Annotated in this window: 21 protein-coding genes and 2 tRNA genes; 6 read left to right on the top strand and 17 right to left on the bottom strand. The window is 72.9% G+C overall.

Features of this window, described 5'->3' with window-relative positions; all coding sequences use genetic code 11:
- The first annotated feature begins 45 nt into the window (after positions 1-45).
- Both ACZZ97_RS03450 and ACZZ97_RS03445 read left to right on the top strand, forming a co-directional pair.
- The gene (locus ACZZ97_RS03450) at positions 46-1,947 is read left to right on the top strand and encodes an ABC transporter ATP-binding protein (protein ID WP_463472289.1); all 1,902 of its coding nucleotides are present in this window, start codon (positions 46-48) and stop codon (positions 1,945-1,947) included.
- Positions 1,948-2,027: 80 nt separating this feature from the next.
- Entirely contained in the window at positions 2,028-3,077 is a 1,050-nt protein-coding gene (locus tag ACZZ97_RS03445; RefSeq protein WP_463472288.1) for an enoyl-CoA hydratase/isomerase family protein, read from the top strand.
- Between the two features lie 17 nt (positions 3,078-3,094).
- On the opposite strand, the gene ACZZ97_RS03440 is transcribed toward ACZZ97_RS03445, so the two are convergent.
- The 15 genes from ACZZ97_RS03440 to ACZZ97_RS03370 form a co-directional block, all read right to left on the bottom strand.
- Positions 3,095-4,171, bottom strand: a complete 1,077-nt coding sequence (locus ACZZ97_RS03440; RefSeq protein ID WP_463472287.1) for a Gfo/Idh/MocA family oxidoreductase — start codon at positions 4,169-4,171, stop codon at positions 3,095-3,097.
- Entirely contained in the window at positions 4,168-5,643 is a 1,476-nt protein-coding gene (locus ACZZ97_RS03435) for an NAD-dependent succinate-semialdehyde dehydrogenase (RefSeq protein WP_463472286.1), read from the bottom strand. The genes ACZZ97_RS03440 and ACZZ97_RS03435 overlap by 4 nt, the downstream gene beginning before the upstream one ends.
- Positions 5,640-6,212 carry an isochorismatase family protein gene (locus ACZZ97_RS03430; RefSeq protein WP_463472285.1) on the bottom strand — a complete coding sequence of 191 codons (573 nt, stop codon included), beginning with the start codon at positions 6,210-6,212 and terminating at the stop codon, positions 5,640-5,642. The genes ACZZ97_RS03435 and ACZZ97_RS03430 overlap by 4 nt, the downstream gene beginning before the upstream one ends.
- A gap of 87 nt (positions 6,213-6,299) precedes the next feature.
- Complete coding sequence (gene dacB / locus ACZZ97_RS03425; protein WP_463472284.1) at positions 6,300-7,889, bottom strand: D-alanyl-D-alanine carboxypeptidase/D-alanyl-D-alanine endopeptidase; 1,590 nt, start codon at positions 7,887-7,889, stop codon at positions 6,300-6,302.
- Positions 7,890-7,979: 90 nt separating this feature from the next.
- Positions 7,980-8,960 carry a Gfo/Idh/MocA family protein gene (locus ACZZ97_RS03420; RefSeq protein WP_463472283.1) on the bottom strand — a complete coding sequence of 327 codons (981 nt, stop codon included), beginning with the start codon at positions 8,958-8,960 and terminating at the stop codon, positions 7,980-7,982.
- A gap of 170 nt (positions 8,961-9,130) precedes the next feature.
- Positions 9,131-9,206 (bottom strand) — tRNA-Thr (locus ACZZ97_RS03415).
- Between the two features lie 61 nt (positions 9,207-9,267).
- Complete coding sequence (locus ACZZ97_RS03410; protein WP_314103454.1) at positions 9,268-9,927, bottom strand: TetR/AcrR family transcriptional regulator; 660 nt, start codon at positions 9,925-9,927, stop codon at positions 9,268-9,270.
- Positions 9,928-9,941: 14 nt separating this feature from the next.
- Positions 9,942-11,087 carry a DNA polymerase III subunit delta' gene (locus tag ACZZ97_RS03405; protein ID WP_314103453.1) on the bottom strand — a complete coding sequence of 382 codons (1,146 nt, stop codon included), beginning with the start codon at positions 11,085-11,087 and terminating at the stop codon, positions 9,942-9,944.
- 10 nt (positions 11,088-11,097) lie between these two features.
- Positions 11,098-11,724 carry a dTMP kinase gene (gene tmk / locus ACZZ97_RS03400; protein ID WP_314103451.1) on the bottom strand — a complete coding sequence of 209 codons (627 nt, stop codon included), beginning with the start codon at positions 11,722-11,724 and terminating at the stop codon, positions 11,098-11,100.
- Entirely contained in the window at positions 11,724-14,588 is a 2,865-nt protein-coding gene (gene topA, locus ACZZ97_RS03395) for a type I DNA topoisomerase (RefSeq protein ID WP_463472282.1), read from the bottom strand. The genes tmk and topA overlap by 1 nt, the downstream gene beginning before the upstream one ends.
- A gap of 152 nt (positions 14,589-14,740) precedes the next feature.
- A complete protein-coding gene (locus ACZZ97_RS03390) occupies positions 14,741-15,172 on the bottom strand; it encodes an Rv3654c family TadE-like protein (RefSeq protein WP_463472281.1) in 432 nt (143 codons plus the stop codon).
- On the bottom strand, positions 15,169-15,510 hold the full coding sequence (locus ACZZ97_RS03385; RefSeq protein WP_463472280.1) for a TadE family type IV pilus minor pilin: 342 nt from the start codon (positions 15,508-15,510) through the stop codon (positions 15,169-15,171). Before ACZZ97_RS03385 ends, ACZZ97_RS03390 begins: the two co-directional genes overlap by 4 nt.
- A 6-nt stretch (positions 15,511-15,516) precedes the next feature.
- Positions 15,517-15,783 (bottom strand): DUF4244 domain-containing protein, encoded by a 267-nt coding sequence (locus ACZZ97_RS03380; RefSeq protein WP_463472279.1) that lies wholly within the window; start codon positions 15,781-15,783, stop codon positions 15,517-15,519.
- 107 nt (positions 15,784-15,890) lie between these two features.
- A complete protein-coding gene (locus ACZZ97_RS03375) occupies positions 15,891-16,805 on the bottom strand; it encodes a type II secretion system F family protein (RefSeq protein ID WP_463472278.1) in 915 nt (304 codons plus the stop codon).
- A gap of 44 nt (positions 16,806-16,849) precedes the next feature.
- Complete coding sequence (locus ACZZ97_RS03370; RefSeq protein ID WP_463472277.1) at positions 16,850-17,965, bottom strand: TadA family conjugal transfer-associated ATPase; 1,116 nt, start codon at positions 17,963-17,965, stop codon at positions 16,850-16,852.
- 491 nt (positions 17,966-18,456) lie between these two features.
- On the opposite strand from ACZZ97_RS03370, the gene acs reads away from it, so the two are divergent.
- Complete coding sequence (gene acs, locus ACZZ97_RS03365) at positions 18,457-20,334, top strand: acetate--CoA ligase (RefSeq protein ID WP_463472276.1); 1,878 nt, start codon at positions 18,457-18,459, stop codon at positions 20,332-20,334.
- 66 nt (positions 20,335-20,400) lie between these two features.
- Here acs and ACZZ97_RS03360 read toward each other — a convergent pair whose 3' ends face one another.
- Together ACZZ97_RS03360 and ACZZ97_RS03355 are read right to left on the bottom strand one after the other, a co-directional pair.
- On the bottom strand, positions 20,401-20,880 hold the full coding sequence (locus ACZZ97_RS03360) for a RidA family protein (RefSeq protein ID WP_463472275.1): 480 nt from the start codon (positions 20,878-20,880) through the stop codon (positions 20,401-20,403).
- Positions 20,880-21,038, bottom strand: a complete 159-nt coding sequence (locus tag ACZZ97_RS03355; protein WP_166644750.1) for a DUF4177 domain-containing protein — start codon at positions 21,036-21,038, stop codon at positions 20,880-20,882. The genes ACZZ97_RS03360 and ACZZ97_RS03355 overlap by 1 nt, the downstream gene beginning before the upstream one ends.
- Before the next feature lie 50 nt (positions 21,039-21,088).
- Between ACZZ97_RS03355 and ACZZ97_RS03350 the strand changes: the two genes are divergently transcribed.
- The 3 genes from ACZZ97_RS03350 (at position 21,089) to ACZZ97_RS03340 (ending at position 24,755) form a co-directional block, all read left to right on the top strand.
- Positions 21,089-23,641: a transglycosylase domain-containing protein gene (locus ACZZ97_RS03350; protein ID WP_314101971.1), complete on the top strand. Its 2,553-nt coding sequence runs from the start codon at positions 21,089-21,091 to the stop codon at positions 23,639-23,641.
- Complete coding sequence (locus tag ACZZ97_RS03345; RefSeq protein WP_314101973.1) at positions 23,638-24,588, top strand: metallophosphoesterase; 951 nt, start codon at positions 23,638-23,640, stop codon at positions 24,586-24,588. The genes ACZZ97_RS03350 and ACZZ97_RS03345 overlap by 4 nt, the downstream gene beginning before the upstream one ends.
- A 93-nt stretch (positions 24,589-24,681) precedes the next feature.
- Positions 24,682-24,755: transfer RNA gene (locus ACZZ97_RS03340), tRNA-Pro, on the top strand.
- Positions 24,756-25,067: the final 312 nt, after the last annotated feature.

Below are 25,067 nucleotides of genomic sequence, written 5' to 3'. Positions count from 1 at the left end.
TACCGTGGTCGAGGCGATCTGCCGCGACCTTCCCCGAGAGGCACCATGAGCTCCGACACGAGCCGCTCCGACCTGAGCACTCGATCCGCGTCGTCCCCCGCACCCGCTCGACGAGGACGGTCAGGTCGGACGGGCCGCCGAGAGGCGGACGGGCCCCGCGCGACGTTCCGTCAGCTGCTGCCCTACCTCTTCGAGCACAAGAAGGTGATGGTGGTCATCATCGTGCTCAGCGTGCTGGGCGCCGCCGCCTCGCTCGGCCAGCCCCTCCTCGTCAGCCTGGTCATCACGCTCGTGCAGCAGGGCGAGACGCTCGGCCGGCTCGTCTGGGCGCTCGTCGCCCTGGTCGTCGTCGCCGGCCTGCTGAGCGGGTTCCAGCACTACCTGCTGCAGCGCACCGGCGAGGGCGTCGTGCTCTCGAGCCGCCGCAGGCTCGTGGCGAGCCTGCTGCACCTGCCGGTCAGCGAGTTCGACCGTCGACGCACGGGCGACCTCGTGTCGCGCGTCGGCAGCGACACGACCCTGCTGCGCGCCGTGCTGACCCAGGGCCTCGTCGAGGCGATCGGCGGCTCCCTGACCTTCGTCGGCGCCCTGGTCGGCATGTTCCTGATCGACCCCGTCCTGCTCGGCCTCACCGTGCTCGTGGTCGCCGTCTCGGTGACGGTCGTCGTGTTGCTCTCGGGCCGCATCCGCGTCGCCAGCCGGCGCGCACAGGAGAAGGTCGGCGACCTGACCGCCGCCGTCGAGCGGTCGATCAGCTCGGTGCGGACGATCCGCGCGAGCGGCGCCACCGAACGGGAGATCACCGGCGTCCAGGCCGACGCCGAGGGCGCCTACCGGCGGGGCCTCGAGGTCGCGCGCATCTCGGCGCTCGTCGTGCCCATCGCCTCCGTCGCGCTGCAGGCGTCGTTCCTCGTCGTGCTGGGCGTCGGCGGCTTCCGCGTCGCGAACGGCACGATCGACATCGCCTCGCTCGTGTCGTTCATCCTGTTCCTCTTCCTGATGATCATGCCGCTCGGCCAGGCCATGGGGGCCGTCCTCAGCGTCAACCAGGCGCTCGGGGCGCTCGGCCGCATCCAGGAGATCCTCGACCTGCCGCGCGAGACGGAGGGCGACGACGACGTCGCCGCGGGCCTCGGCGGCGACGCCAGGGTCGAGACCGACGCCGCGATCCGCTTCGACGACGTGCACTTCCGCTACCCCGACTCGCCCCCGGCCGTCGACGGCACGCCAGCCGCCAAGGAGGCGCGCGCGGCCTCGGACGACGACCTCACCGTGCTCCGCGGCGTCTCGTTCTCGGCTCCCGTGGGCAAGCGCACCGCCCTGGTCGGCCCGTCCGGAGCCGGCAAGAGCACCATCCTCGCCCTCATCGAGCGCTTCTACGACCCCACCTCCGGCGTCGTCCGTCTCGGCGGCGTGGACGTCCGCGCGCTCGACCGCGTCGACCTGCGCGCGCAGATCGGCTACGTCGAGCAGGACGCTGCGGTCCTGGCGGGCACCCTGCGCGACAACCTCACCCTCGGCTCGCCCGAGGCCACCGACGACGACTGCCGCCGGGTGCTCGAGGCGGTCAACCTCACCGCCGTGCTCGAGCGCGGCGAGCTCGGCCTCGACGCCCAGGTCGGCGAGGACGGCGTGCTGCTCTCGGGCGGCGAGCGCCAGCGTCTCGCGATCGCACGCACGCTGCTCTCGGCTCCCCCGCTGCTGCTGCTCGACGAGTCGACGTCGAGCCTCGACGGGCTCAACGAGCAGCGCCTCCGTGAGGCCATCGACGCCGTCGCCGAGGGTCGCACCCTGATCGTGATCGCGCACCGGCTCTCGACGGTCGTGGACAGCGACCAGATCGTCGTCGTCGACGACGGACGGGTCGTCGGCGTCGGCACGCACTCCGAGCTGGTCGAGAGCACGCCGCTCTACAAGGACCTCGCGAAGCACCAGCTGCTCGTCTGATCCCCTCCCGCGGGGCCGCGGGGTCGCGGGGTCGCGGCACCGTGGGCCCGCCGGGAGGCCGGGTCGCCTAGCCTGGCCCGATGAGCGACGACGCCCGCGAGCCCGAGGTCCTGTTCCACGTCGACAGGGGCGTGGGCGTCGTCACGCTGAACCGGCCCGGCAAGATCAACGCGGTGACCGAGGGCATGCTCGGCCTGATCGAGCGCGCCCTCGACGCCTGGCAGGACGACGACGAGGTCGAGGCCCTGCTGCTGCGCGGAGCCGGCCCCCGGGGTTTCTGTGCCGGCGGCGACATCACCGCGATCCGCCGCGACGCGACGGCGGACCCTGCCCGCAGCGTGGCGATGTGGCGTCGGGAGTACCGGGGCGCGCTGCGGCTGGCCCGCTGGGACCGTCCGGTCGTCTCGTACCTCGACGGCATCGCCATGGGCGCCGGCGTCGGGCTCGGCGGGCACGTGTCCCTGCGGGTCGTGACGCCGCGCAGCCGGGTCGGCATGCCCGAGACCCTGATCGGCCTGACGCCCGACGCGGGCGGCAGCTACCTGCTCTCGAGGGCGCCCGGCGAGCTGGGCACCCACCTGGCGCTGACCGGCGCCGCGATGACCGCCTCCGACGCCCTGCTCACGGGCTTCGCCGACGTCCTCGTCGCCGAGGAGGGCGAGGCCGGCGGCGACCTCGTGCTGGACGCGCTCGCGACGGGCGGCCCCGACGCCGTCCGGGCCCTCGCGGTCGAGCCTCCCCCGGCGCCGCTCGCCGCCGAGCGCAGCTGGATCGACGACGCCTACGAGGGCGATGACGCGGTCCGCGTGCTCGCTCGACTGCGCGGGCTCGCGCGGGACGGGGTCGACGCGGCCGGCAGGGCAGCGGACGACCTCGAGGCCGCCTCCCCCACCTCCGTCGTGCTCACGCTGGCCGCCCAGCGCCGGGCGCGCAGCCTGCCCGACCTCGAGGCCGTGCTCGGCCAGGAGCTCGGGCTCGTCACCGCCCTGGCCGACTCGCCCGACCTCGTCGAGGGGATCCGCGCACGGGTGGTCGACAAGGACAGGTCGCCGCGCTGGTCGCCCGCCAGCCTGGCCGAGGTCGACGCCGCCGCCGTGATCGAGGGCATCGACTGGGACACTCGGATCTGACCCGCCACGGACCGGTGTCAGGCCACCCCGGCCGACTCCCGTGCCGCCTCGATGACCTCGAGCGCCGCGAGGGCGTCGCGCGGGTCGACGGGCACGGGCCCGGCCCCGTGGAGCGCGCGGGCGAGCTGCTCGTAGAACAGCGGGTACCGGCCCCGGTCGGTCGGCTCGGGCCGGGCCTCGGTGCCGATCCCGACGAGGCCGTGTCGCTCGTCGGGGACGCGGCCGTACCCGGGGTCGCGGGGCGACGTGCCCGACGCCAGCTGCGCCTCCTGCGGGTCGAGCCCGTCGACGACGTAGGCACCGGCCGTGCCGAGGAGGCGGAGGCGCGGGGCGGGCTGGGCTGCGACGTGGCTCATCCAGAGCCGCGACCGGACCCCGCTCTCGTGCCGGAGGGACACGAACACGTCGTCGTCCGCGGCTCCCGACGGGCGTCGCCGCGCGATCTCCGCGTGCACGTCGGCCACGGGGCCGAAGAGGTGCAGCGCCTGGTCGATGAGGTGCGGACCGAGGTCGAACAGGACGCCGCCGCCCTCCGCCGACGTCGCCGCCGACTTCCAGCCCGCGCGGTTCGCGGTCTTCCACGGCTCGAAGCGCGACTCGAAGGTGTGGACCTCGCCGAGCGCGCCGTCCCTCACCAGGCGCGAGGCCGTGAGGTAGTCGCCGTCCCAGCGACGGTTCTGGTACACCGTCAGCGTCCGTCCGAGCGACTCGGCGAGCTCGATCAGCTGACGAGCCGAGGAGGCGGTGGTCGCGACGGGCTTGTCGACGACGACCGCGGACCCGGCGCGCAGTGCGTCCGCGGCCACGTCGGCGTGCGTCGCGTTCGGCGTCGCGACGACCACCAGGTCGAGGCCGAGCGCGTCGAGGTCGCCCGCGCGCGGGACGATCTCGACCCCGGGGTGCGAGGTCCTGGCCTGGTCGGCGCGGTCCGCGTCGCGCGTGACCACGGCGACGAGGTCGTACGAGTCGTCGGCGGCCACGAGGGGCGCGTGGAACACCCGGCCGGCGAGGCCGTAGCCAACGATGCCGACCCGGAGGCGGGGCTGGTTCGGCTCCGGGGCTCGCCCGGACTGCTGCGAGGCCGGGGCGCTCATGCGGCGAAGGGGTCGGGGGTCATCAGGTACACCGTCTCGAGGTACTCCTGGATGCCCTCCAGGCCGCCCTCGCGTCCGAGGCCGGACGCCTTGACGCCTCCGAACGGCGCCGAGGCGTTCGACACGACGCCGACGTTGAGGCCGAGCATCCCGGTCTCGAGCGTCTCGGCCAGGCGCTGCCCGCGGGCGAGGTCACGGGTGAACGCGTAGGCCACGAGGCCGAACTCGGTGTCGTTCGCCAGCCGCACCGCCTCCTCCTCGTCGGCGAAGGTCGAGACGGCCAGCACGGGGCCGAAGATCTCCGTCGTGAGGAGCTCGCTGCCCGGCCGCACCCCGTCGAGGACGGTCGCCTCGTAGAACGTGCCCGTGCCGTCGACGCGCGCGCCGCCCGTCCGCACGACGGCGCCGCGCGCGACCGCGTCGTCGACGAGGCGCTCGGCCTTCTCGACCGCTCGGTCGTCGATCAGCGGGCCGACGTCGACCCCGTCGTCGGTGCCGCGGCCGAGCGTCATCCCCTCGACGCGCTCGGTCACCCGGCGGACGAACTCGTCCGCGACCGCCTCGTGCACGAGGAACCGGTTGGCCGCGGTACAGGCCTGCCCGACGTTGCGGAACTTGGCCAGCAGGGCGCCCTCGACGGCCGCGTCGAGGTCCGCGTCGTCGAAGACGAGGAACGGCGCGTTGCCGCCGAGCTCCATCGACGTGCGGAGCACGCGCTCGGACGCCTGGGCGAGCAGGGTCGAGCCGACCGGCGTCGACCCCGTGAAGCTGAGTTTGCGGAGGCGCGGGTCGCGGATGAGGGGCTCGCAGACGTCGCCGGCCGAGGTCGTCGTCACCACGTTCACCACGCCGCGGGGCACCCCGGCCTCGGCGAGGATCCCGACGAGGGCGAGCGTCGTGAGCGGCGTGAGGTCGGCGGGCTTCACGACCACGGTGCAGCCGGCCGCGAGGGCGGGCGCGATCTTGCGCGTCGCCATCGCGAGGGGGAAGTTCCAGGGGGTGATCAGCAGGCACGGGCCCACGGGGCGCTTCAGCACCATGGTCCGGCCGGTCCCCTCCGGGTTCGTGCCGTAGCGGCCCGAGACGCGCACCGCCTCCTCGCTGGCCCAGCGGACGAACTCCGAGCCGTAGGCGACCTCGCCGCGCGACTCGGCGAGCGGCTTGCCCATCTCGAGCGTCATGAGCAGCGCGAGGTCGTCGGCGCGCTCGCGGAGCAGGTCGAACGCCCGCCGCAGGATGTCGGAGCGGGTGCGGGGCGGCGTCGCCGCCCAGGCCGCCTGCGCGGCGACGGCGGCGTCGAGGGCGCGGAGCCCGTCGGAGGCGTCGCCGTCGGCGACCGTCGCGATCACGTCGCCGGTGGACGGATCGCGCACGTCGAAGGTGCGGCCCGCTGTCGCCGGAGCCCACGTCCCGTCGACGTGGAGGCCGGCAGGCACGGCGGCGAGGACTCGAGCCTCGTCGGCGGCGCTCACGAACGCACCGTCTCGACGCCGGCTGCGCGCAGTTCGTCGAGGGCGGCGGCGCTCGGCCCCTCGGCGACACCGGCGACGAGGTCGGTGAGGACCCTCACGCGGAGCCCGGCCCGCGCCGCGTCGAGCGCGGAGGCGCGGACGCAGTGGTCGGTGGCCAGGCCCACGACGTCGACCTCGGTGACGCCGTGTCGGGCGACGAGGTCGGCGAGCGGCTCGCCCTGCTCGGTGGCGGCCTCGAAGATCGAGTAGGCCGGGCTGCCCGTCCCCTTCCGCACGTGCTCGTCGACGAGCGAGACGTCGAGGTCGGGGTGGTACTCGGCGCCCGCGCTGCCCCGGACGCAGTGCGGCGGCCAGGTGTCGACGAAGTTCGGCTCGGCGGCGAAGTGGCCGCCGTTGTCGCCCTGGTCGTCGTGCCAGTCGCGGCTGGCGACGACGACGTCCCACCGGGCCCGGTCACCGCGGAGGCGCTCCGTGACCCGGGCGGCGACGCCTGCGCCCCCGGCGACGGCGAGGGCGCCTCCCTCGGTGAAGTCGTTCTGGACGTCGATGACGAAGAGCGCGGTGGTCATGCTCCCATCCTCCCTCTGTGGCCTGGTGCTGTGCTGGTGCTGGTGCTGTGCTGGTGCTGGTGCTGTGCCGGCGCCCGGCCGTCCCGGTCAGCTGTTCGCGAGCGAGTTCCCGCAGCGCCACACCGACGCTGTGAGGGTGTCGAGGGCGCTGCGGGTGTTGTCCTTCACCGGGCCGATCGCATAGAAGGCGAAGGTCAGGGGAGTCCCGTCGGCCGAGTCGATCGAGCCGGCGAGCGTGTACGCGGTGTCGATCCAGCCGGTCTTGGCGTGCACCGCGCCGCGGGCGTCGGCGTTCGAGCCCGTGAAACGGGAGGCGAGTGTGCCGGTGCGGCCCGAGATCGGCAGGGCGTCGTAGACCGTGCCCAGGCCGTGGGCGCGGTCGCGCACCTGGATCATCAGCCGCGCCACGAAGGTCGACGGCACGGCGTCGTTCTCGCTCAGCCCCGAGCCGTCCACGATCGTGATCGTCGACGCGTCGAGACCGTAGGTGCCGCCGAGCGCGGACCGGTACAGGGCCGTCAGGGAGGCGGCCGACCCGTCCGCCCCGGACACCCTCGACGAGGCCCGTGCGAGCATCTCGGCCAGCGTGTTGTCCGAGTTCGGCAGCATCTGGCCGATCAGCGTCGACACGGGTTGCGACTGCACGGACCCCAGCACCGTGGCGCTGCTCGCCGTGCCCTGGGAGATCGACGCCGACGCCGCCCCCGGGACGCCCGCCGCGACGAGCGCGGACCGGAAGGCCTCGCCGGCCCGGCCGACCGGGTCGGTGCTGCGCGGGCTCGTGACCGCGGAGGGGTCGGCCCGGTCGCCGTCGACCATCAGCGCGGTGACCTCGCTGTGGTAGCCGATCGTCTGCTCGGTGCGCTTCCACGACGGGTCCCACTTGTCGGCCTGGCTCCACCAGGTGGCGTCGAGCGTGATCTGCGAGACCGGCTGGCCGCCGAGCGAGGCGGCGACCTGCCCTGCCAGGTCGCTGAGCGTCGGGGCGCCGGAGTACACGCTGCGGCCCGTCGCGCTGAGGGTCGCGTCGCCGCCGCCCACGAGGGCGATCGTCCCGCTGCCCGGGTCGCCCGTGACCGTGGTCGTCAGACGGTGGTCGCCGCCCAGGACCGAGAGCGCCACGGCGCTCGTCAGGGTCTTGAGCACGCTGCCGGTCCGGGCCGGGGTCGACCCGCTCCGGTCGAAGAGGACCTCGCCCGTCGCCGCGTTGACGACCGACCCCTCGAACTGGGCGAGGCGAGGATCGGACGCGGCGGCGGCGACCGAGCAGGTGCGCAGCTTCGTGGCCGGCGGCACGACCGCGGGCGCGACGCGCTGGGGGTCGGGCGCCGCGGTGGGGTCGGGCGTGACGGTGACGACCTCGGCCGGTTCGGCACCGCCGTCGCCGTCCGCTCCGGACAGGGCACTCGACGCGACGGGAACGTCGGGAGCGGTCGCGGCGCCGGCGGCGACCGCACCGCCGCCGAGCAGGGCGAACGCGAGGACGCCGGCGGTGACGAGCGCGGTGCGGGGGTGCTCCCGCAGGAGGCGCGCGGCCGACGCGCGCACGTCTCGCGTCCGGACTCCCCCTGCGGTCACGTCCGTGTCCTCGGCCCGCGTCTCGGCCGCCTCCGCACGCACCTCGGGGGCGCCGTGGCCGGAGGGGCGGTCGTCGGGGGTCGCGTCCTGCTCGCTCATCCAGGACATCCTACGAAACGCGTGCCTCCTCCGGGGGCCGCGCCCGCGCCTCCTCGGCTCCGGGCTCTGCCGACCAGGGAAGCGCTCGGCTCAGCGCTCGGGGTAGTGGACGCCGACCTGGCGGCGGACCTCGTCCATGGTGGCCATCACGGCGAGGATCCCCTCGGAGGTGAGCGCCGGGCTCTCGAGATCGCCGGCCTCGGCCAGGCGCGCCAGCTCGAGCGCCTGGTGCTGCATGCCGCGGAGGTCGCCCTCGTCGGAGTCGAACCGGTCGACGATCTCGCCCTCGGCGTCTCGCACGGTGAAGCCGCCGGGGGTGAAGAACGTCGCGTCGATCTCGATGCGGCCTGCGCTGCCGTGCAGGACGGCGTCGTTGCGGCCCGCGGTGTCGAGCGCGCAGAACAGGTTCGACGTCGCTCCGTTCGCGTGGCGCAGCGTGATCCCCGTGCGTGCGTCGACGCCCTGGCCGCTCAGCACGGCCGTCGCCGCGACGGCCTCGACCGGCCCGAGCAGGTCGTGCGCGAACGACACCGGGTAGACGCCGAGGTCGAGCAGGGCGCCGCCGCCGAGGGCCGGGTCGTTGAGACGGTGCTGCGGGTCGGTCGGCAGCGACTGCATGTGGGCGGCCGTGAGGAGGCGCGGCTCGCCGATCACGCCGCTGCGGACGACCTCGCGGAGGCGCGCCTGCTGTGGCAGGTACCGAGTCCACATCGCCTCGAGGGCCACGACGCCGGCCTCACGAGCAGCGGCCAGCACGCGCCCCGCCTCGTCGGCGCTGACGGTGAAGGGCTTCTCGACGAGGACGTGCTTGCCCGCCCGGATCGCGAGGAGGGCGTTCTGCTCGTGGAAGACGTGCGGCGTCGCGACGTACACCGCGTCGACCTCCGGATCAGCCACGAGGTCGTCGTAGCTGCCGTGCGCGGTCGTGATGCCGTGGTCGTCGGCGAAGCGCCTCGCCTTGTCGGCGTCACGCGACCCGACGGCCGCGACGGCGATGCCTGCGGCCGCCAGGTCGTTCACGAAGGTGTCGGCGATGCCGCCGGCGCCGAGGATGCCCCATCGGATGCTCATCTGACCTGTCTACCAGGACAGGTCGCCGGCGGCGCCGTGCGCGGGACGACCCACGCCGCGGGCGCGACCGGCTCCCCCAGGCCCGACCGATGCCCCAGGCCCGCCGTCGCCGGGAACGGCGGAGGCCCCGATCCGCTGGGGATCGGGGCCTCGGGGACAACCGGTGCTGCTGGAGCCGCTTTGGGGAATCGAACCCCAGACCTTCTCATTACGAGTGAGACGCTCTGCCGACTGAGCTAAAGCGGCGGATCTCGATCAGACCGAGAACCTCGTGCCTCGCGGCACGATCACCAACTGTAGCGGATTCTCAGACCTGTCGCGTCACGACGCGGCCGAGCTCGGCGAACGACCCCTCCATGCGCGCCCGCAGGCCGTAGCGGTGGTCGGTCGCGTGGTCGGCGTCGTCGTCGTCGATCCACTCGCCCCAGGCGTGCCGGAGCGCGGCGATCGCCACGAGCGTGAGCAGGTGGGCGCTGCTCAGGTCGGACTCCTCGGTGGCGTCGTCGGCACGGCCGGGGGCCGTGGCCAGACGACGCGCGACGATGCCCGTGAGGCGGTCCTCGAGCACGCGGGTGGAGGCGATCCGGCGTGCGAGCAGGTCGGGGTGGCTGCGCAGCACCATGCGTCGGCGCTGCACCAGGTCGCGGTCGAACGTCGCGGTCACGACCGCCTCGTCGAGGAGGCGGATGAGGCCGTCGATGATCGGCTCGTCGTGCGCCCCCAGGAACCTGTCGAGGGAATCGCCCTCGGGCAGGTCGGGGAGGTCGCCGACGACCGCTTCTTCTTTCGACGTGAAGTAGTTGAAGAACGTGCGGGGCGACACGTCGGCGCGGCGGCTGATCATGTCGACGGTGACGGCCTCGAGTCCCTCCTCGCCGATCAGGTCGAGGACGGAGAGCTGGATGGCCCGTCGGGTGGCCAGGCGCTTGCGTTCACGCAGGCCCGGGGCGGCAGTCGGGTCGGTCATGCCGCCATCTTGCCTCACCTGACCGCGTGTCGGCTGACGGCCACCAGCATGGCCTCGAGCGCCAACGCCGGGGCCACGTTCGACTCGATCCGCCGACGTGCGACGGCGATCGCGTCCATGACCGCGAGCGTGCTCGCCGGCGTCGAGGCCGCGGTCGCCTCGTCGAGCCGGCCACGGACCGCCTGGTTGATGGGCTCCTCCGCGACTCCGAGGTGCAGCAGGAGAACGTCGCGGTACAGCGAGAGCAGGTCGACGAGGATGCGGTCGATGCCGTCGCGGAGGCTCCGGGTCGCCCGGCGCTTCTGGTCGTCCTCCAGCGCGCGGAGCTGGCTGCGGAGGGCAGGGGGCACGGTCCCGCCCGGCTCGACGCCGAGCGACCGGAGGGCACTCGCGCGTTCCTGGGCGTCACGCTGCTCGGTGATCGCCTTGGCGTCGTCGCCGGCGACGGCGAGCATCGTGGTCGCCGCGTTCACCGCGTCGGACACGCTGCGGATGGCCAGCGCGGCCTCGAGCGTCCGTCGGCGTCGCTCGCGCGCCTCCCCGTCCGTCGCGAGGCGGAGCGCCATGCCGATGTGGCTCTGCGCCTCGCGGGCCGCCGTGACGGCCGTCTCGTGGTCGATGCCGTCGCGACGCTCGAGCAGGTCGGCCACGTCGGCCACGCTCGGCGTCCGGAGGCGGACGCTGCGGACGCGGGAGCGGATCGTGGGGATGAGGTCGGCCTCGCTCGGAGCGCAGAGGATCCAGACCGTGCGGGGCGGCGGCTCCTCGAGGGCCTTCAGCAGGAGGTTGCTGGTGCGCTCGGTCATCCGGTCGGCGTCCTCGATGACGACGACGCGGTAGCGGCCGACCGAGGGAGAGAACTGGGACGACGCGACCAGCGACCGCACCTCGTCGATGGTGATGATGATCCGCTCCGTGCTGAGCACGGCCAGGTCGGGGTGCGAGCGGGCGTCGACCTGGCGGCTCGTCGCCTCGTCGTCGTGGCCCCGGGACAGCAACGCGGTCGCGAAGGCGTAGGCGAGGTTCGAACGGCCGGAACCGGGCGGGCCGGTGATCAGCCACGAGTGCGTCATCGCCGAGCGGGACGGATCGGCGGAGGCGGCCGCCCTGAGGAGCTCGACGGCGTCGGCCTGGCCGGTGAGGCCGTCCCAGCTGCTCATCGCTCGCTGCTCACTGCTCTGCGAGGAGGTCGGCGACCCTCGCCCGCACGGCGGCCGCGGCCTCGGCGACCGGCAGCGTGGCGTCGACCACGAGGAACCGGGCGGGCTCGGCACGGGCGATCGCGAGGTACGCGTCCCGGACCCGGCCGTGGAACGCGGCGGCCTCGGACTCGAGCCGGTCCCAGGACTTCTCGGCAGCGTCGAGTCGGGACCTGCCGACCTGCGGGTCGAGGTCGAGCAGCACGGTGAGGTCGGGCGTCAGTCCGCCGGTCGCCCAGACGGACAGCTCGCGCACCTCGTCGCCGCCCAGCACCCGGCCCGCGCCCTGGTAGGCGACGGACGAGTCGACGTACCTGTCCTGCAGGACGACCTCGCCGCGGTCGAGAGCCGGGCGCACGAGGGTCTCGACGTGGTGCGCACGGTCGGCCGCGTAGAGCAGGGCCTCGGCCCGGGGCGCGATGTGTCCCCGGCGGTGCAGGACGATCTGCCGGAGCTCGAGGCCCAGGTCGGTGCCGCCGGGCTCCCGGGTCCGGACGACACGGCGACCCTGCTCACCGAGCCACTCCTCGAGGAGGGCCGCCTGCGTGGTCTTGCCCGATCCGTCGCCGCCCTCGAGGGTGATGAACAGACCGGCCACTACGAGGCCTCCGGCGCGTCGCCGTCGGGACCCGTCGCGGCGGCGGGCTTCTTCGCGGCCGTGGGCTTCTTCGCAGCCGGCTTCTTGGCAGCGGGCTTCTTGGCAGCCGGCTTCTTGGCGGCGGGCTTCTTCGCGGCCGGCTTCTTGGCCGGGCCCTTGGCGCGCTTGTCCGCGAGCAGCTGGATGGCGCGCTCGAAGTCGACCTCCTCGACGGTCTCCCCGCGGGGGATGGTGGCGTTCGTCTCGCCGTCCGTCACGTAGGCCCCGAAGCGGCCGTCCTTGATCTTGATCGGCTTGCCGCTGACCGGGTCGGCCTCGAACTCGGCGAGGGCGCTGCTCGCCCGCTTCGCCCCGTACTTGGGCTGGGCGTAGAGCTCGAGCGCACCGGGAAGGTCGATCTCGAAGATCTGGTCCTCGCTGGTGAGCGACCGGGTGTCGGTGCCCTTCTTGAGGTACGGACCGTAACGGCCGTTCTGGGCCTGGATCTCGTCGCCCGTCTCCGGGTCGACCCCGACCGTCCGCGGCAGGTCGAGCAGCGCGAGAGCGGTCTCGAGGTCGATGGTGTCGACGCTCATGCTCTTGAACAGGGACGCCGTCCGCTCCTTGGGGGCGGCCTTCTTCGCCGGCGCCTTCTTGGCCGGCGCCTTCGTCGTCGCGGTGCCGGCCGCGGCGGTCGGGGCGACCGTCGCCTCGACGACCTCGCCCGTGGCGGGGTCCGCAGCGATGTCCTCCGGGGTGCGCTCAGTCACGTACGGACCGAAACGGCCGTCCTTCGCGAGCACCTCCTTTCCGGACTCGGGGTTGATGCCGACGACGCGGTCGCCGATGACGGGAGCGTCGATGAGCTCGCGGGCACGGGCCGGCGTCAGTTCGTCCGGCGCCATGTCCTCGGGGACGTTGACCCGGCGGGGGGTCTCGGGGTCGTCGCCCGGAGCTTCGAGGTAGGGGCCGTAGCGCCCGATGCGCAGGGTGAGCCCCTCTCCGAGCGGGATGGAGTTGATGTCCCTGGCGTCGATCTCGCCGAGGTTGTCGATCACCTTGCGGAGCCCGCGGTGCGTGTCGTTGCCGAAGTAGAAGCCGTTGAGCCAGTCGACCCGGTCGGCGTCGCCGCCGGCGATGAGGTCGAGGTCGTCCTCCATGCTGGCCGTGAAGTCGTACTGGACCAGGTCGCCGAAGTACTCCTCGAGCAGCCGGACGACGGAGAACGCGATCCAGTTCGGCACGAGGGCCGTGCCCCGCGGCGTGACGTAGCCGCGGTCGACGATGGTCGACATGATGGCGGCGTACGTCGAGGGGCGCCCGATCCCCAGCTCTTCGAGGGTCTTGACGAGGCTCGCCTCGGTGTACCGCGGCGGCGCGCTCGTGTCGTGGCCCTTCGCCTCGACCTCGTCGAGAGTGAGCTGCTGGCCCTCCGTCAGCGGCGGGAGCTTGGCCTCGGCGCTGTCGGCCGCGCCGTGCCGGTCTTCGTCACGACCCTCCTCGTACGCGTTGAGGAAGCCACGGAAGGTGATGACGGTGCCGGTCGCGACGAACTCGGCCGCCGTGCGGGCAGCACCCTCGGCGGACACGCCCGCGACGGCGGTCTCGGTCGTCGCCGTCACGACGACGGAGGCCGTGGAGCCCTTGGCGTCGGCCATCTGCGAGGCGACGGTGCGCTTCCAGATGAGGTCGTAGAGCTTCCAGTCGTTGCCCCTCAGAGTCGACTGCATGTCGCTCGGCGTGCGGAACGTGTCGCCGGAGGGGCGGATCGCCTCGTGCGCCTCCTGGGCGTTCTTGCTCTTTCCCGTGTAGACGCGGGGCTTGTCGGGCACCGTGTCGGCGCCGTAGAGCGAGGCGGCCTGGGACCGCGCGGCGTTCGTCGCCTGCTGCGAGAGCGAGGGCGAGTCGGTGCGCATGTAGGTGATGTGCCCGTTCTCGTACAGCGACTGGGCGACGCTCATCGTCTGGCGGGCGGAGAAGCGGAGCTTGCGCGCCGCCTCCTGCTGCAGGGTCGACGTCGTGAACGGGGCCGCGGGACGGCGCGTGTAGGGCTTCGACTCGACGGACGAGACGACGATGTCGACGCCCGACGCCTGGAGCGCACGGGAGAGCGCGCCGGCCGAGGCCTCGTCGAGCGCGACGGCCTGCCCCTTGGGCTGGCCGCGGTCGTCGAAGTCACGACCGCTGGCGACCCTGGTCCCGTCGACCCGCACGAGACGGGAGGAGAAGGGCACCGCGTCGGCCGCGGGCTCGAAGGTGGCGGTGAGGTCCCAGTAGGACGCGGAGACGAACGCGAGTCGCTCGCGCTCGCGGTCGACGACGAGGCGGGTGGCCGCCGACTGCACACGGCCGGCCGAGAGACCCGGGCCCACCTTGCGCCAGAGGACCGGCGAGACCTCGTAGCCGTACAGGCGGTCGAGGATGCGGCGGGTCTCCTGGGCGTCCACGAGAGCCGTGTCGAGCTCGCGGGTGTTCTCCTGGGCCTTCTGGATCGCGTCCTTCGTGATCTCGTGGAAGACCATCCTCTTGACCGGCACCTTCGGCTTCAGCTCCTGCAGCAGGTGCCACGCGATGGCCTCGCCCTCGCGGTCCTCATCAGTGGCGAGGTAGAGCTCGTCGGCGCCCTTGAGCGCGCGCTTGAGCTCGGAGACCGTCTTCTTCTTCGCGTCGGAGACGACGTAGTAGGGCTCGAAGCCGTTCTCGACGTCGACGGAGAACTTGCCGAGCGACCCCTTCTTGAGCTCGGGGGGCAGGTTCTTGGGCTCGACGAGGTCACGGATGTGCCCGACGGAGGCGAGCACCTCGTAGCCGCTGCCGAGGTACTGCCCGATCGTCTTGGCCTTCGCGGGCGACTCGACGATGACCAGTTTCTTCGTGCCTGGCACGGGACTCCTTGCTTCGGGGAACGTCTGGACCCGGTCACGAGGACCGGTCAGGTGGTCGGCGGCGGGCGGTTCTCCCGCCGTCCCTGACACGGGACCGACGGATCGTGCGCTGCCGACAGGCACACCATACACACACCCTCCGGCGCACCGGCTCACGGTCCGGGGCCCGTCCGTCGCGGTGCGGAGGGCGGCGGTCCTGCCGTCGCCGAGGCCCGCACGGCGACCCCGAGGACGGGCGCCGACCCCGTCACGACGACCGTCACGACGAGCTCGTCGACGTCGCAGGAGGAGAGCTCGACCGCGTTCGCCCGAGCCAGCGACGCTGCCAGGGAGCACGGCCCGCCGCCGCCCGTGACCAGCCCTGCAGCGGCGTCCGCGGCGGCCAGGGCGGAGGCGTCCGCGGCGCCCGCCACCCTGCTGCGCTCGGCGAGCGCCTGCGTCCCCGCGAGGGCCGCCGCGGCCAGGACCGCGATCACGACGACGACCGAGACCGAGACGACGGAGGCGCTGCCTGCGTCGTCGGGATCGGTCCGGCCCGCCGAGGCCGTCGCCTCTCTCCCGCTCGTCCCTTCTCTCCGCCTCATCCGCCGGCCGCCGGCGCGCAGCTGCGGGCCCGCAGGGTGACGACGTCGGACAGGGGCCCGAGGGAGACGGCCCTGGCCACCGTGAGGCAGATGATCGTGCCCTCGACCGACGAGCTGCTCTCGGCGCCCGGCGCCAGCGCGGCCAGCGTGCCGGGGACGGAGTCGACGTCTCCCCTCGCCGTCTGCCGGGCGGCCACCGCGGCGGCGTCGGCCAGCCGGACCGACTGGGCCGAGGCCCCCACCGCCCCGACAGCCAGCGCGACGACCGCGAGGACGGCGGGCAGGACGACCGCGAACTCGGCCGTGACGCTCCCGGTGTCGCGGAGGACCCTGCTCATCGTGTCTCAGCCGACCGACAAGGCCGAGCGGACGAGGTCGCTCAGGACCCCGCGCACCTCGTCCGACCGCATGATCACGACCAGCAGCCCCGCGAAGCCCACGGCGGCCATGATCACGATCGCGTACTCGGCCGTGGCGGCCCCGTCCTCCGACAGCCACCGCCTCCTGGTCCGGGAGGCGCGGCCCGCCCGCCCGGCAGCGGGGACGGCGACGGGGACGGACGGGAAGGTACGGTCGGCGGCGGTGGTCGGGGTCGTGGGGCTCGTGCTCATGTGCTGCTCTCTCTCGTCGGTGGCGACCACGCGTCGTGGTCGGGAGCGAGTCTCCGACGACGGGGCGCACTGCCGCCGCCCGTGTCGCGCGTCCTGGGCACGGAAGGTCAGAGGACCTCGGCTGTGGAGGAGAGGAGCGCGACGACGAGCGGGACGACCCCCACCACGAGGAACGCCGGCAGCACGCAGACCCCCAGGGGCAGCATCAGGGTCGATCCCAGCCTGGACGCCGCGGAGCGCGCCGCCGTCGTCGCCTCGAGGCGGCGCTCCGCGGCCGCCGCGCGCAGCAGTGCGCCCGCCGGGGCTCCTGCCCGCCGTGAGAGCTCCAGGACCGCCTCACCGCCCCCGTCGTCCTCGGCACCGACCCGCGGGCTGTCCCGACAGGCCTCGTCGACGAGGTCGAGTCCGCCCTGCCAGGACCCGCCCCCGGCGACGGCCACGGCGAGGAGCTCGAGGCGGAGACCCGGCACGGAGGCGCTGGGGACGGCCGAGCGGACCAGCCGACCGTTCCAGGCACGAGCGGCGAGCACGAGCGCTCCTCCCGTCACCAGGCAGCCCCATCCCACCGGGCTGCCGAAGAGCACCGAGGCGGTGTCGAAGCCGAGCCCCAGGGAGAAGAGGAGACCCACCGGGGGGAGGGCGAGGACGATCCGCCCTGTCGAGCGCGGGCCGCTCAGCGCGACCTCCACCTCGCGCCGAGCGGCATCGGCCTGGCGGAGGGCGGCCACGAAGCTGCCCAGGCACTCGGACAGCGGAGCTCCGCTCCGTTCCGCGACGTACCAGGCACAGGCGACCTGGGCCCACTCGACCGCGTGCCGTTCCCCGTCCCCGGCCGTGCCGAACGGCCGGTGCTCAAGGGCCTGCCGCAGCGACGCCGACACGGGGACGCCCTCGTCCGCGGATCGGCCGACGTGCGAGGCCACGGCACGGACGGCCCCGTCGGGCTCGGCCTCGCCCACGTGCCTCCAGGCGGACGCCGGCGTGACGCCGGCCGAGAGGAGGACGGCGAGTCGATCGACCACGGTCGCCGCGGGGGTGGGCGGAGGTCGACGACGGCCCCGCCCGGTCACCGGCCCCGTCGGCCGACGGCGTCGGTGCGGACGAGACCCTCCCGGGCCGTGAGCTCACCCGACGCCGACGTGCCGAGGCTGCCGATGACGGCCAGCCGCCGCCGCCCGCCCGCCCGGTCGAGGTGGAACACGGCGTCGAGTGCGCTGACGGCCTGGCGGGCCAGGGCCGCCGGTGCGAGGCCGGCGACCGCACCGAGCGCCTCGAGGCGTGCGGGGACGTCCGCCAGGCCGTTCGCGTGCAGGGTCCCGGCCCCGCCGTCGTGCCCGGTGTTCAGCGCCGAGAGGAGGTCTCGGACCTCGACCCCCCGGACCTCCCCCACGACGAGGCGGTCGGGACGCATGCGGAGGGCCTCCCGCAGCAGCCGTGCGAGGTCGACGCCGCCCACCCCCTCGAGGTTCGGCTGGCGGGCCTCGAGGGAGACCACGTGGGGATGGACGACGCGGAGCTCAGCCACGTCCTCGACGGTGACGATGCGGTCGCCGGGCGACGCCGCGGACAGCATGGCCGCCAGGAACGTGGTCTTGCCGGTCCCGCCCGCGCCCGTGACGAGCACGTTGGCACGCCGGTCCACGCACGACCGGACTGCGCCTTCGTCAGCGTCGGCGAAGAAGCCGGCCCGGCTCAGGTCGTCGAGCGTCGGGGGCACGGCCCTGGGGAAGCGGATGGAAAGGGCCGTGCCGGACGTCGAGATCGGCGGCAGGACCACGTGCACGCGCACGCCGCCCGGGAGCCGCACGTCGACGCAGGGGCTCGCCTCGTCCACGTGGCGCCCGCCGCGAGCGACGAGCCTGACGGCGAGGTCGCGCACGGCCGCCTCGGAGAGGTGGACCCGCGGCTCGGGGCGTGCGCCGCCTCCTCGGTCCACCCACGTGCCCGCTCCGCCCGTGACGAAGACGTCGGTCACGTCGGGGTCGTCCAGGAGGGGGGCGAGCGCCCCCAGCCACGACCTGTCGACCCGAGACCCGTGTACCCCGTTCGGGACTCCTGTACCCCATCGAGCAGCGGTGCCCGGCGGGGCCGCCGCGACGAAGCGCCCTGGCTCCGAGGCGAGGGTGACGAACGGGTGGTCGGGGGTGAGGCCCGGGGTGGGGGCTGGAGGCGCTCCGGTCATGTCCGGACTGTAACCACCCGGCACGACGGAGACAGACAGGGCTGTGCGTCCTGGGGGCGAAGACCAGACGATGTGCTCTGGGGAGGAATCACCCGGGTGGTCGTCGCACGATCCACGGGGCAAAAGAGGGGCGGCACCAGTTGGGGGAACTGGTGCCGCCACGGCAGCGCTGGATCGGGGGGAATCGCTCGCGCTGCACACCGGGGTTGAATCCGGACGTCTCAACTGTACCCCACGGAGGCGGACGGGTGCCAGCATCGCCACCGTGTCCGGTCTGCGCGCTTCGTTCTCCGGCCAGCACGTCGCCCGGGCGGCCACGCGACCCGGAGTAGTCTCGCTCGGGGCGCGAGGAGCCCGCATCCGCAACGACGCGAGAGGACGACGATGGTCGACCGCCAGGACACCCCCACCAGCCCCGCCACGCACGAGGGGGTGGTGCAGTCCCCGTCCGCGGCTGCCTTCCCCCGTCGCCCGAGTTCGCCGAGCGGGCCGTGGCCGGACCGGAGCTCGTCGAGGCCGCCGCCGCCGACCGGCTCCTCTTCTGGGGCGACCAGGCGCGTCGGCGGTTGTCCTGGGACGTCGAGCCGACGGAGACCCTCGACTGGTCGGGAGCCCCCGTGGCCCGCTGGTTCGCCGACGGTCGCCTCAACGTCGCCTACAACTGCCTCGACCGGCACGTCGAGGCCGGTCACGGCGACCGCGTCGCGCTCCACTGGGAGGGCGAGCCGGGCGACAGCAGGTCGGTCACCTACGCGGAGCTCACCTCCGAGGTGAGCAGGGCCGCGAACGTCCTCGCCTCGATGGGCGTCGTGGCCGGCGACCGCGTCGTCATCTACCTGCCCCAGGTCCCGGAGGCGGTGGTCGCCATGCTCGCCGTGGCCCGCCTCGGCGCCGTGCACAGCGTGGTCTTCGGCGGATTCAGCGCCGAGAGCCTCCGCGCCCGCATGGACGACGCCCAGGCCGTGCTCGTCATCACCGCCGACGGCGGGTGGCGGAAGGGCTCCGTCGCCCCGCTCAAGCCCGCCGTCGACGCCGCGCTCGCCGTCGGGGGCGAGTCCAGCGTCCGCGACGTGCTCGTCGTCCGCCGCGGCGGGAACGACGTCGGGTGGGTCGACGGTCGTGACCGGTGGTGGCACGAGGCGCTCGAGGGCGTCTCCGACCAGCACGAGCCCGAGTCGTTCGAGGCGGAGCACCCGCTGTTCATCCTGTACACGAGCGGGACCACCGGCAAGCCCAAGGGAATCCTCCACACCTCCGGCGGGTACCTGACACAGGTCGCGACCACCCACGCGACGGTATTCGACCTCCGTCCGGAGACCGACGTGTGGTGGTGCACCGCGGACGTGGGCTGGATCACGGGCCACAGCTACGTCGTCTACGGGCCGCTCGCGAACGGCGCCACCCAGGTGCTCTACGAGGGCACGCCCGACTCCCCCGCGCCGGGCCGGTGGTGGGACATCGTCGAGAAGTACGGCGTCTCGCTCTTCTACACGGCCCCCACCGCGATCCGCGGCTTCATGAAGGCCGGCCGCGAGATCCCCCAGGCACGCGACCTGTCGTCCCTGCGCCTGCTCGGGTCGGTGGGCGAGCCGATCAACCCGGAGGCGTGGCTCTGGTACCGGGAGGTCATCGGCGCAGGCCGGACGCCGATCGTCGACACCTGGTGGCAGACGGAGACGGGGGCGATCATGATCTCCCCGCTGCCCGGGCTCACGTCGACCAAGCCGGGTGCGGCGCAGACGCCGCTGCCGGGCGTCACGGTGGACGTCGTCGACGACCACGGCGCCTCGGTGGCCGACGGGGAGAGCGGCCTGCTCGTCGTCGCCGAGCCCTGGCCGTCGATGCTGCGGGGCATCTGGGGCGACCCGGAGCGCTACGCGGAGACGTACTGGGACCGCTTCGGCGACCGCTACTTCGCCGGCGACGGGGCACGCCGCGACGAGGACGGCGACATCTGGCTCCTCGGCCGTGTGGACGACGTCATGAACGTGTCCGGCCACAGGCTCTCGACCGCGGAGATCGAGTCAGCGCTCGTCTCGCACCCCGTCGTCGCCGAGTCGGCCGTCGTGGGCGCGGCGGACGAGACCACCGGCCAGGCCGTCGTGGCCTTCGTCGTCCTGCGCAACAAGAAGAAGAAGAGCCTCACCCCCGAGGAGGCGGCGGTCGCCCTGAAGGCGCACGTCGCGCAGCAGATCGGCGCGATCGCGCGGCCCCGCTCGATCGTGCTCGTGGACGAGCTGCCCAAGACGCGCTCCGGCAAGATCATGCGGCGCCTCCTGCGCGACGTCGCCGAGGGACGTGAGGTCGGCGACACGACGACCCTGGCCGACTCGGCCGTCATGACGGTGATCTCCGCCGAGATGCGCTGACGCACGAGGCCCCCGCGACGACTCGCCTGGTCGGCGAGGGTCCGGGGGCCTCGTGTCCACCGACGATCAGGCGGCGGGTGCGACCTCGAGCAGGAGCTCCACCTCGACCGGGGAGTCCAGGGGCAGGACGGCGACGCCGACGGCGCTCCGTGCGTGGACCCCGACGTCGCCGAAGATCTCGCCCAGCAGCTCGGAAGCACCGTTGAGCACGCCCGGCTGGCCGGAGAACGCCGGGTCGGACGAGACGAACCCGGTGACCTTCACGACCCGCACCACGTCGTCGAGCGAGCCGAGCACGGAGGAGGCGGCGGCGAGGGCGTTGAGGACGCAGGTCGCCGCGAGCTCGCGGGCGAGGGCGGGGGCGACGAGCCCGGGACCGTCGCCCACCTTCCCGACCGCGGGCAGCGCGCCGTCGACGAAGGGAAGCTGCCCCGCCGTGTAGACGGCCGTGCCGACCCGGACGGCCGGGACGTAGACGCCCGCGGGCGCCGCCACCGTCGGGAGGACGAGGTCCAGCTCGGCGAGGCGGTCGTCGACGCGGCCCACTACGCCTCCTGCTTCTGGCGCTTCAGCCAGGCGACGGGGCCGCCCTCGGGGCCCTGCGTCACCTGGACCAGCTCCCAGCCGTCGCTCCCCCAGTTGTTGAGGATCGCGGTGCTGTTGTGCACCATGAGCGGCGTGGTCATGTACTCCCAAAGGACCATTTGTGGTTCCTGTCAGCTCGGATGTCAGCGGTGTCACTTACCCTGATCCTATGTCTGCCCAAAAATCGAAGCCCACGTCCGTCATCGGGGCGCTCTTCGGGTTCGTCGGCTTCAGCGTCCTGGCCGGCCTCCTCGTCACCATCGGCGTGACCCCGGCCATCGCCGTGGCCGGCATGACGGCCTCGAGCACGATCGGGGTCTTCGAGTCGATCCCCGAGTACATCGAGATCGGCAAGCTGCAGCAACGCAACACGCTGTACGCGAAGCAGGGCGGGCAGGACGTCCCCTTCGCCACGCTCTACAGCGAGAACCGCGTCGAGCTCAAGTGGGACCAGGTCTCGCAGTCGCTCAAGGACGCGGTCGTGGCCGGCGAGGACCGTCGGTTCTACGAGCACGGCGGCGTCGACGTCACGTCGCTCGTCCGCGCCGGGGTCGGCTCGCTGGGCGGAGGCGAGCTCGGGGCGAGCGGCGGTGGCTCGACGCTCACCATGCAGCTCGTGCGCAACATCCGCATCGCGCAGTCGCAGCTGATCGCCGACCCCGACGAGCGTGACGCTGCCTACAAGGACGCGATCAAGACCACGATCGATCGCAAGCTCGAGGAGATGAAGTTCGCGATCGGGCTCGAGAAGAAGTACACGAAGGACGAGATCCTCCTCGCCTACCTGAACATCGCCTACTTCGGCGACCAGACCTACGGCGTGCAGGCCGCCGCGCAGCACTACTACAACAAGAACGCGATCGACCTGACGACGCAGGAGGCGGCGAGCCTCATCGCGATCGTCCAGTACCCGGACACCCGCAACCTCTCGACGCCCGAGAAGTACGAGGGCAACAAGGCACGCCGCGACGTCATCCTCAAGTCCATGTACGCCGAGGGCTTCATCGACAAGCCCACGGAGGAGGCGTCGCTCGCGACCGACGTCGCCAGCTACGTCGTGCTCACGGCCCCCACACAGGGCTGCGCCGCGGTCACCGCGCCCGGCGCCCAGTACTTCTGCGACTACGTCAAGAAGAACATCAAGAACCTCGCCGTCCTCGGATCCACCGAGGAGGAGCGGCTCTCGAACTGGAACACGGGCGGGCTGAACGTCTACACGACCCTCGACCTCGACCTGACGGCCAACGCCAAGGGCCAGCTCGACCAGTGGGCGCCTGCGAGCGAGACCAGGGTCCGTCTCGGCAGCGTCGTCAACTCCGTCGAGGCAGGCACCGGTCGCATCGTCGTCATGACGCAGAACACGACCTTCTCCGAGCTCGACACGGGTGACCGCACGCAGACCTCGGTCAACTTCAGCACCGACCGGGACTACGGCGGGTCCACCGGCTTCCAGCCCGGCTCGACCTTCAAGCCCTTCACCCTGATCGACTGGATCGAGCAGGGCCACGGCATCACCGAGTCCGTCGACGCCACGCCGCGCACCTTCTACCTGAAGGCGGGCGGCGAGCGACAGGGCGGCTGGGCCCCCAAGAACGACGACGGGTCGAAGCCCGGACAGATGGCGGTCACGACGGCGACGGCACAGTCCGTCAACACCGCCTACGCGGCCATGGCGTCCAAGCTCGACCTCAACGACATCCGCGACGTGGCACAGCGACTCGGCGTCCACCGTGCCGACGGCGGCGAGATCAGCAACTTCTCGTCCTCCATCCTCGGCACCGCCGACGAGATCGCTCCGTTGACGATGGCGACGGCCTACGCGGCGATCGCCGCCGGCGGCAAGTACTGCGCGCCCATCGTCGTCGACAACATCGTGAACGACGACGGCGTGGCCCTGGGCGGACAGCCCCAGGACTGCTCCCAGGCCGTCGAGCCCGAGGTGGCCGCGGCCGCCGCCAAGGCCATGTCCGGCCTGTGGTCGAACGGTACCGGTCGCGGTGCGCTCCCCGGAGACGGCTTCGAGGAGATCGGCAAGACGGGGACGACCGACAAGAAGGAGTCGATCTGGATCATCGGCGCGACGACGAAGCTCGCGACCGCGATCTGGCAGGGCAACTGGACCGGTCCCAAGGTCAACCTGCGGTCCATCGGCTCGCCGATCAAGGGCGGCAACTACGCCGCCACCCGCGCACAGCTCTTCAAGGCCGTCCAGACGGTGAACAACACGAAGTACCCCGGCACCGACTTCCCCGAGGCGAACTCCCGGCTCGTGCGCGGCTCGGGCGTCTCCGTTCCCGAGCTGTCGGGCAGCAGCGTGAGCGCAGCCCAGACGATGCTCAAGGGCCTGAACCTGGTCTACGCCGACGGCGGCACCCAGGCATCGGCGCTGCCGGCGGGACAGGTCGTCGCCAGCGACCCCGTCGCAGGCACGGTCCTCGCCAAGGGGGCGACGGTCAAGGTCTTCACGAGCGACGGCTCCGGCGCAGCGGCAGTCCCCGACGTGACCGGCCAGAGCATCGCGAACGCGAAGACCGCGATTGCCGCGGCCGGGTTCTCGGCCGACAAGGTCGCGGTGACCGGCTTCGCCCCGGGTGACGGCAAGAACCAGTGCCGAGTCGCAGGGACCGATCCTGCCCCCGGGACGTCGACGGCCAAGGACGCTGCGGTCGGGCTGACGCTCTTCGGCAACGCCCAGGGCGCCGACCCGGGCAGCTGCAAGTGACGCCCCTCCCCCTCGGCAGGGCGACGGCCGCGACCGCACTGGCGGGCGCGGCCGTCGGCCTGGGTGCTCTCGCCTGGGGCAGCCTCGTCGAGCGCAACCGCTTCACCGTCCGACACGAGGTGCTCAACGTCCTCGAGGCCGGTTCTCGCCCGCTGACGATCCTGCACCTGAGCGATCTGCACCTCGCCCCGTGGCAGACCGAGAAGCAGGAGTGGGTGCGTGGACTGGCCGTCTTCGAGCCTGACCTGGTCGTCAACACGGGCGACAACATCGGACACGTCGACGCCCACGCCGCCCTGGAGCACACCCTCGAGCCGTTCCGAGGGGTGGCCGGCGTCTTCGTCAACGGCTCGAACGACTACTACGGGCCGGTCCCCAAGAACCCGTTCACCTACTTCGGCGGCCCCAGCGGCGTCACCCGCACCCCCACGCCCCTCGACATCGGCCGGATGGAGTCGTTCTTCGCCGACCTCGGGTGGCTCGACCTCAACAACGCCGCCCGGGCGATCGAGATCAAGGGATCTCGCCTCGAGCTGTTCGGCGTAAATGACGCGCACCGTGGCTGGGATCGTCTCGACCGGCTCCCCGGGGCGCTCGACGACCTGCGCGAGAACGTACGCTGGCACGACGACCGACGAGGACCTGACCCCATCAGCATCGGGGTCACCCACGCGCCCTACCAGCGCGTCCTGAACTCGTTCGTCAACAACGGGGCCGACGTCATCTTCGGCGGTCACACGCACGGGGGGCAGGTCCGGGTGCCCGGCTACGGCGCGCTCGTCACGAACTGTGACGTGCCTCGTGGCAAGGTCAGCGGCCTCAGCACCTGGAGCCACGCACGCAAGACCGCCCACCTCGAGATCTCGGCCGGCCTCGGGACGTCGATCTACGCACCGGTCCGCTTCGACTGCCGACCTGAGGCGGTCGTCCTGACGCTCACGGCCTGACGAAGGCTCACGGGGTCGGGTGGTGCGAGCGGGTCCAAAGATCCGCTATCCTTGTCAGGTTGCTCCACTCGGCCCGTGGGCCGAGCGACACCTCGGGGTGTGGCGCAGCTTGGTAGCGCGCCTCGTTCGGGACGAGGAGGTCGTGGGTTCGAATCCCGCTACCCCGACGAGATGAGAAAAGGCCAGACCCTTCGGGTCTGGCCTTTTCTCCTGTGCTTGTCAGTGAGGCGGTCCCCGCCCGCCCCACGACGGCCAGACCCTTCGGGTCCGGCCATTTTTCTTGTGCTTGTCAGTAAGGCGGTCCCCGCCCGCCTCACGTTGGAGGAGAAAAGGCCAGACCCTTCGGGTCTGGCCTTTTCTCCTGTGCTTGTCAGTGAGGCGGTCCCCGCCCGCCCCACGACGGCCAGACCCTTCGGGTCCGGCCATTTTTCTTGTGCTTGTCAGTGGGGCGGTCCCCGCCCGCCTCACGTTGGATGAGA

This window comes from Frigoribacterium sp. AC512 (genome assembly GCF_979258295.1).
The sequence above is the reverse complement of the archived record's forward strand: the minus strand, read 5'-3'. Positions and strand labels throughout refer to the sequence as shown.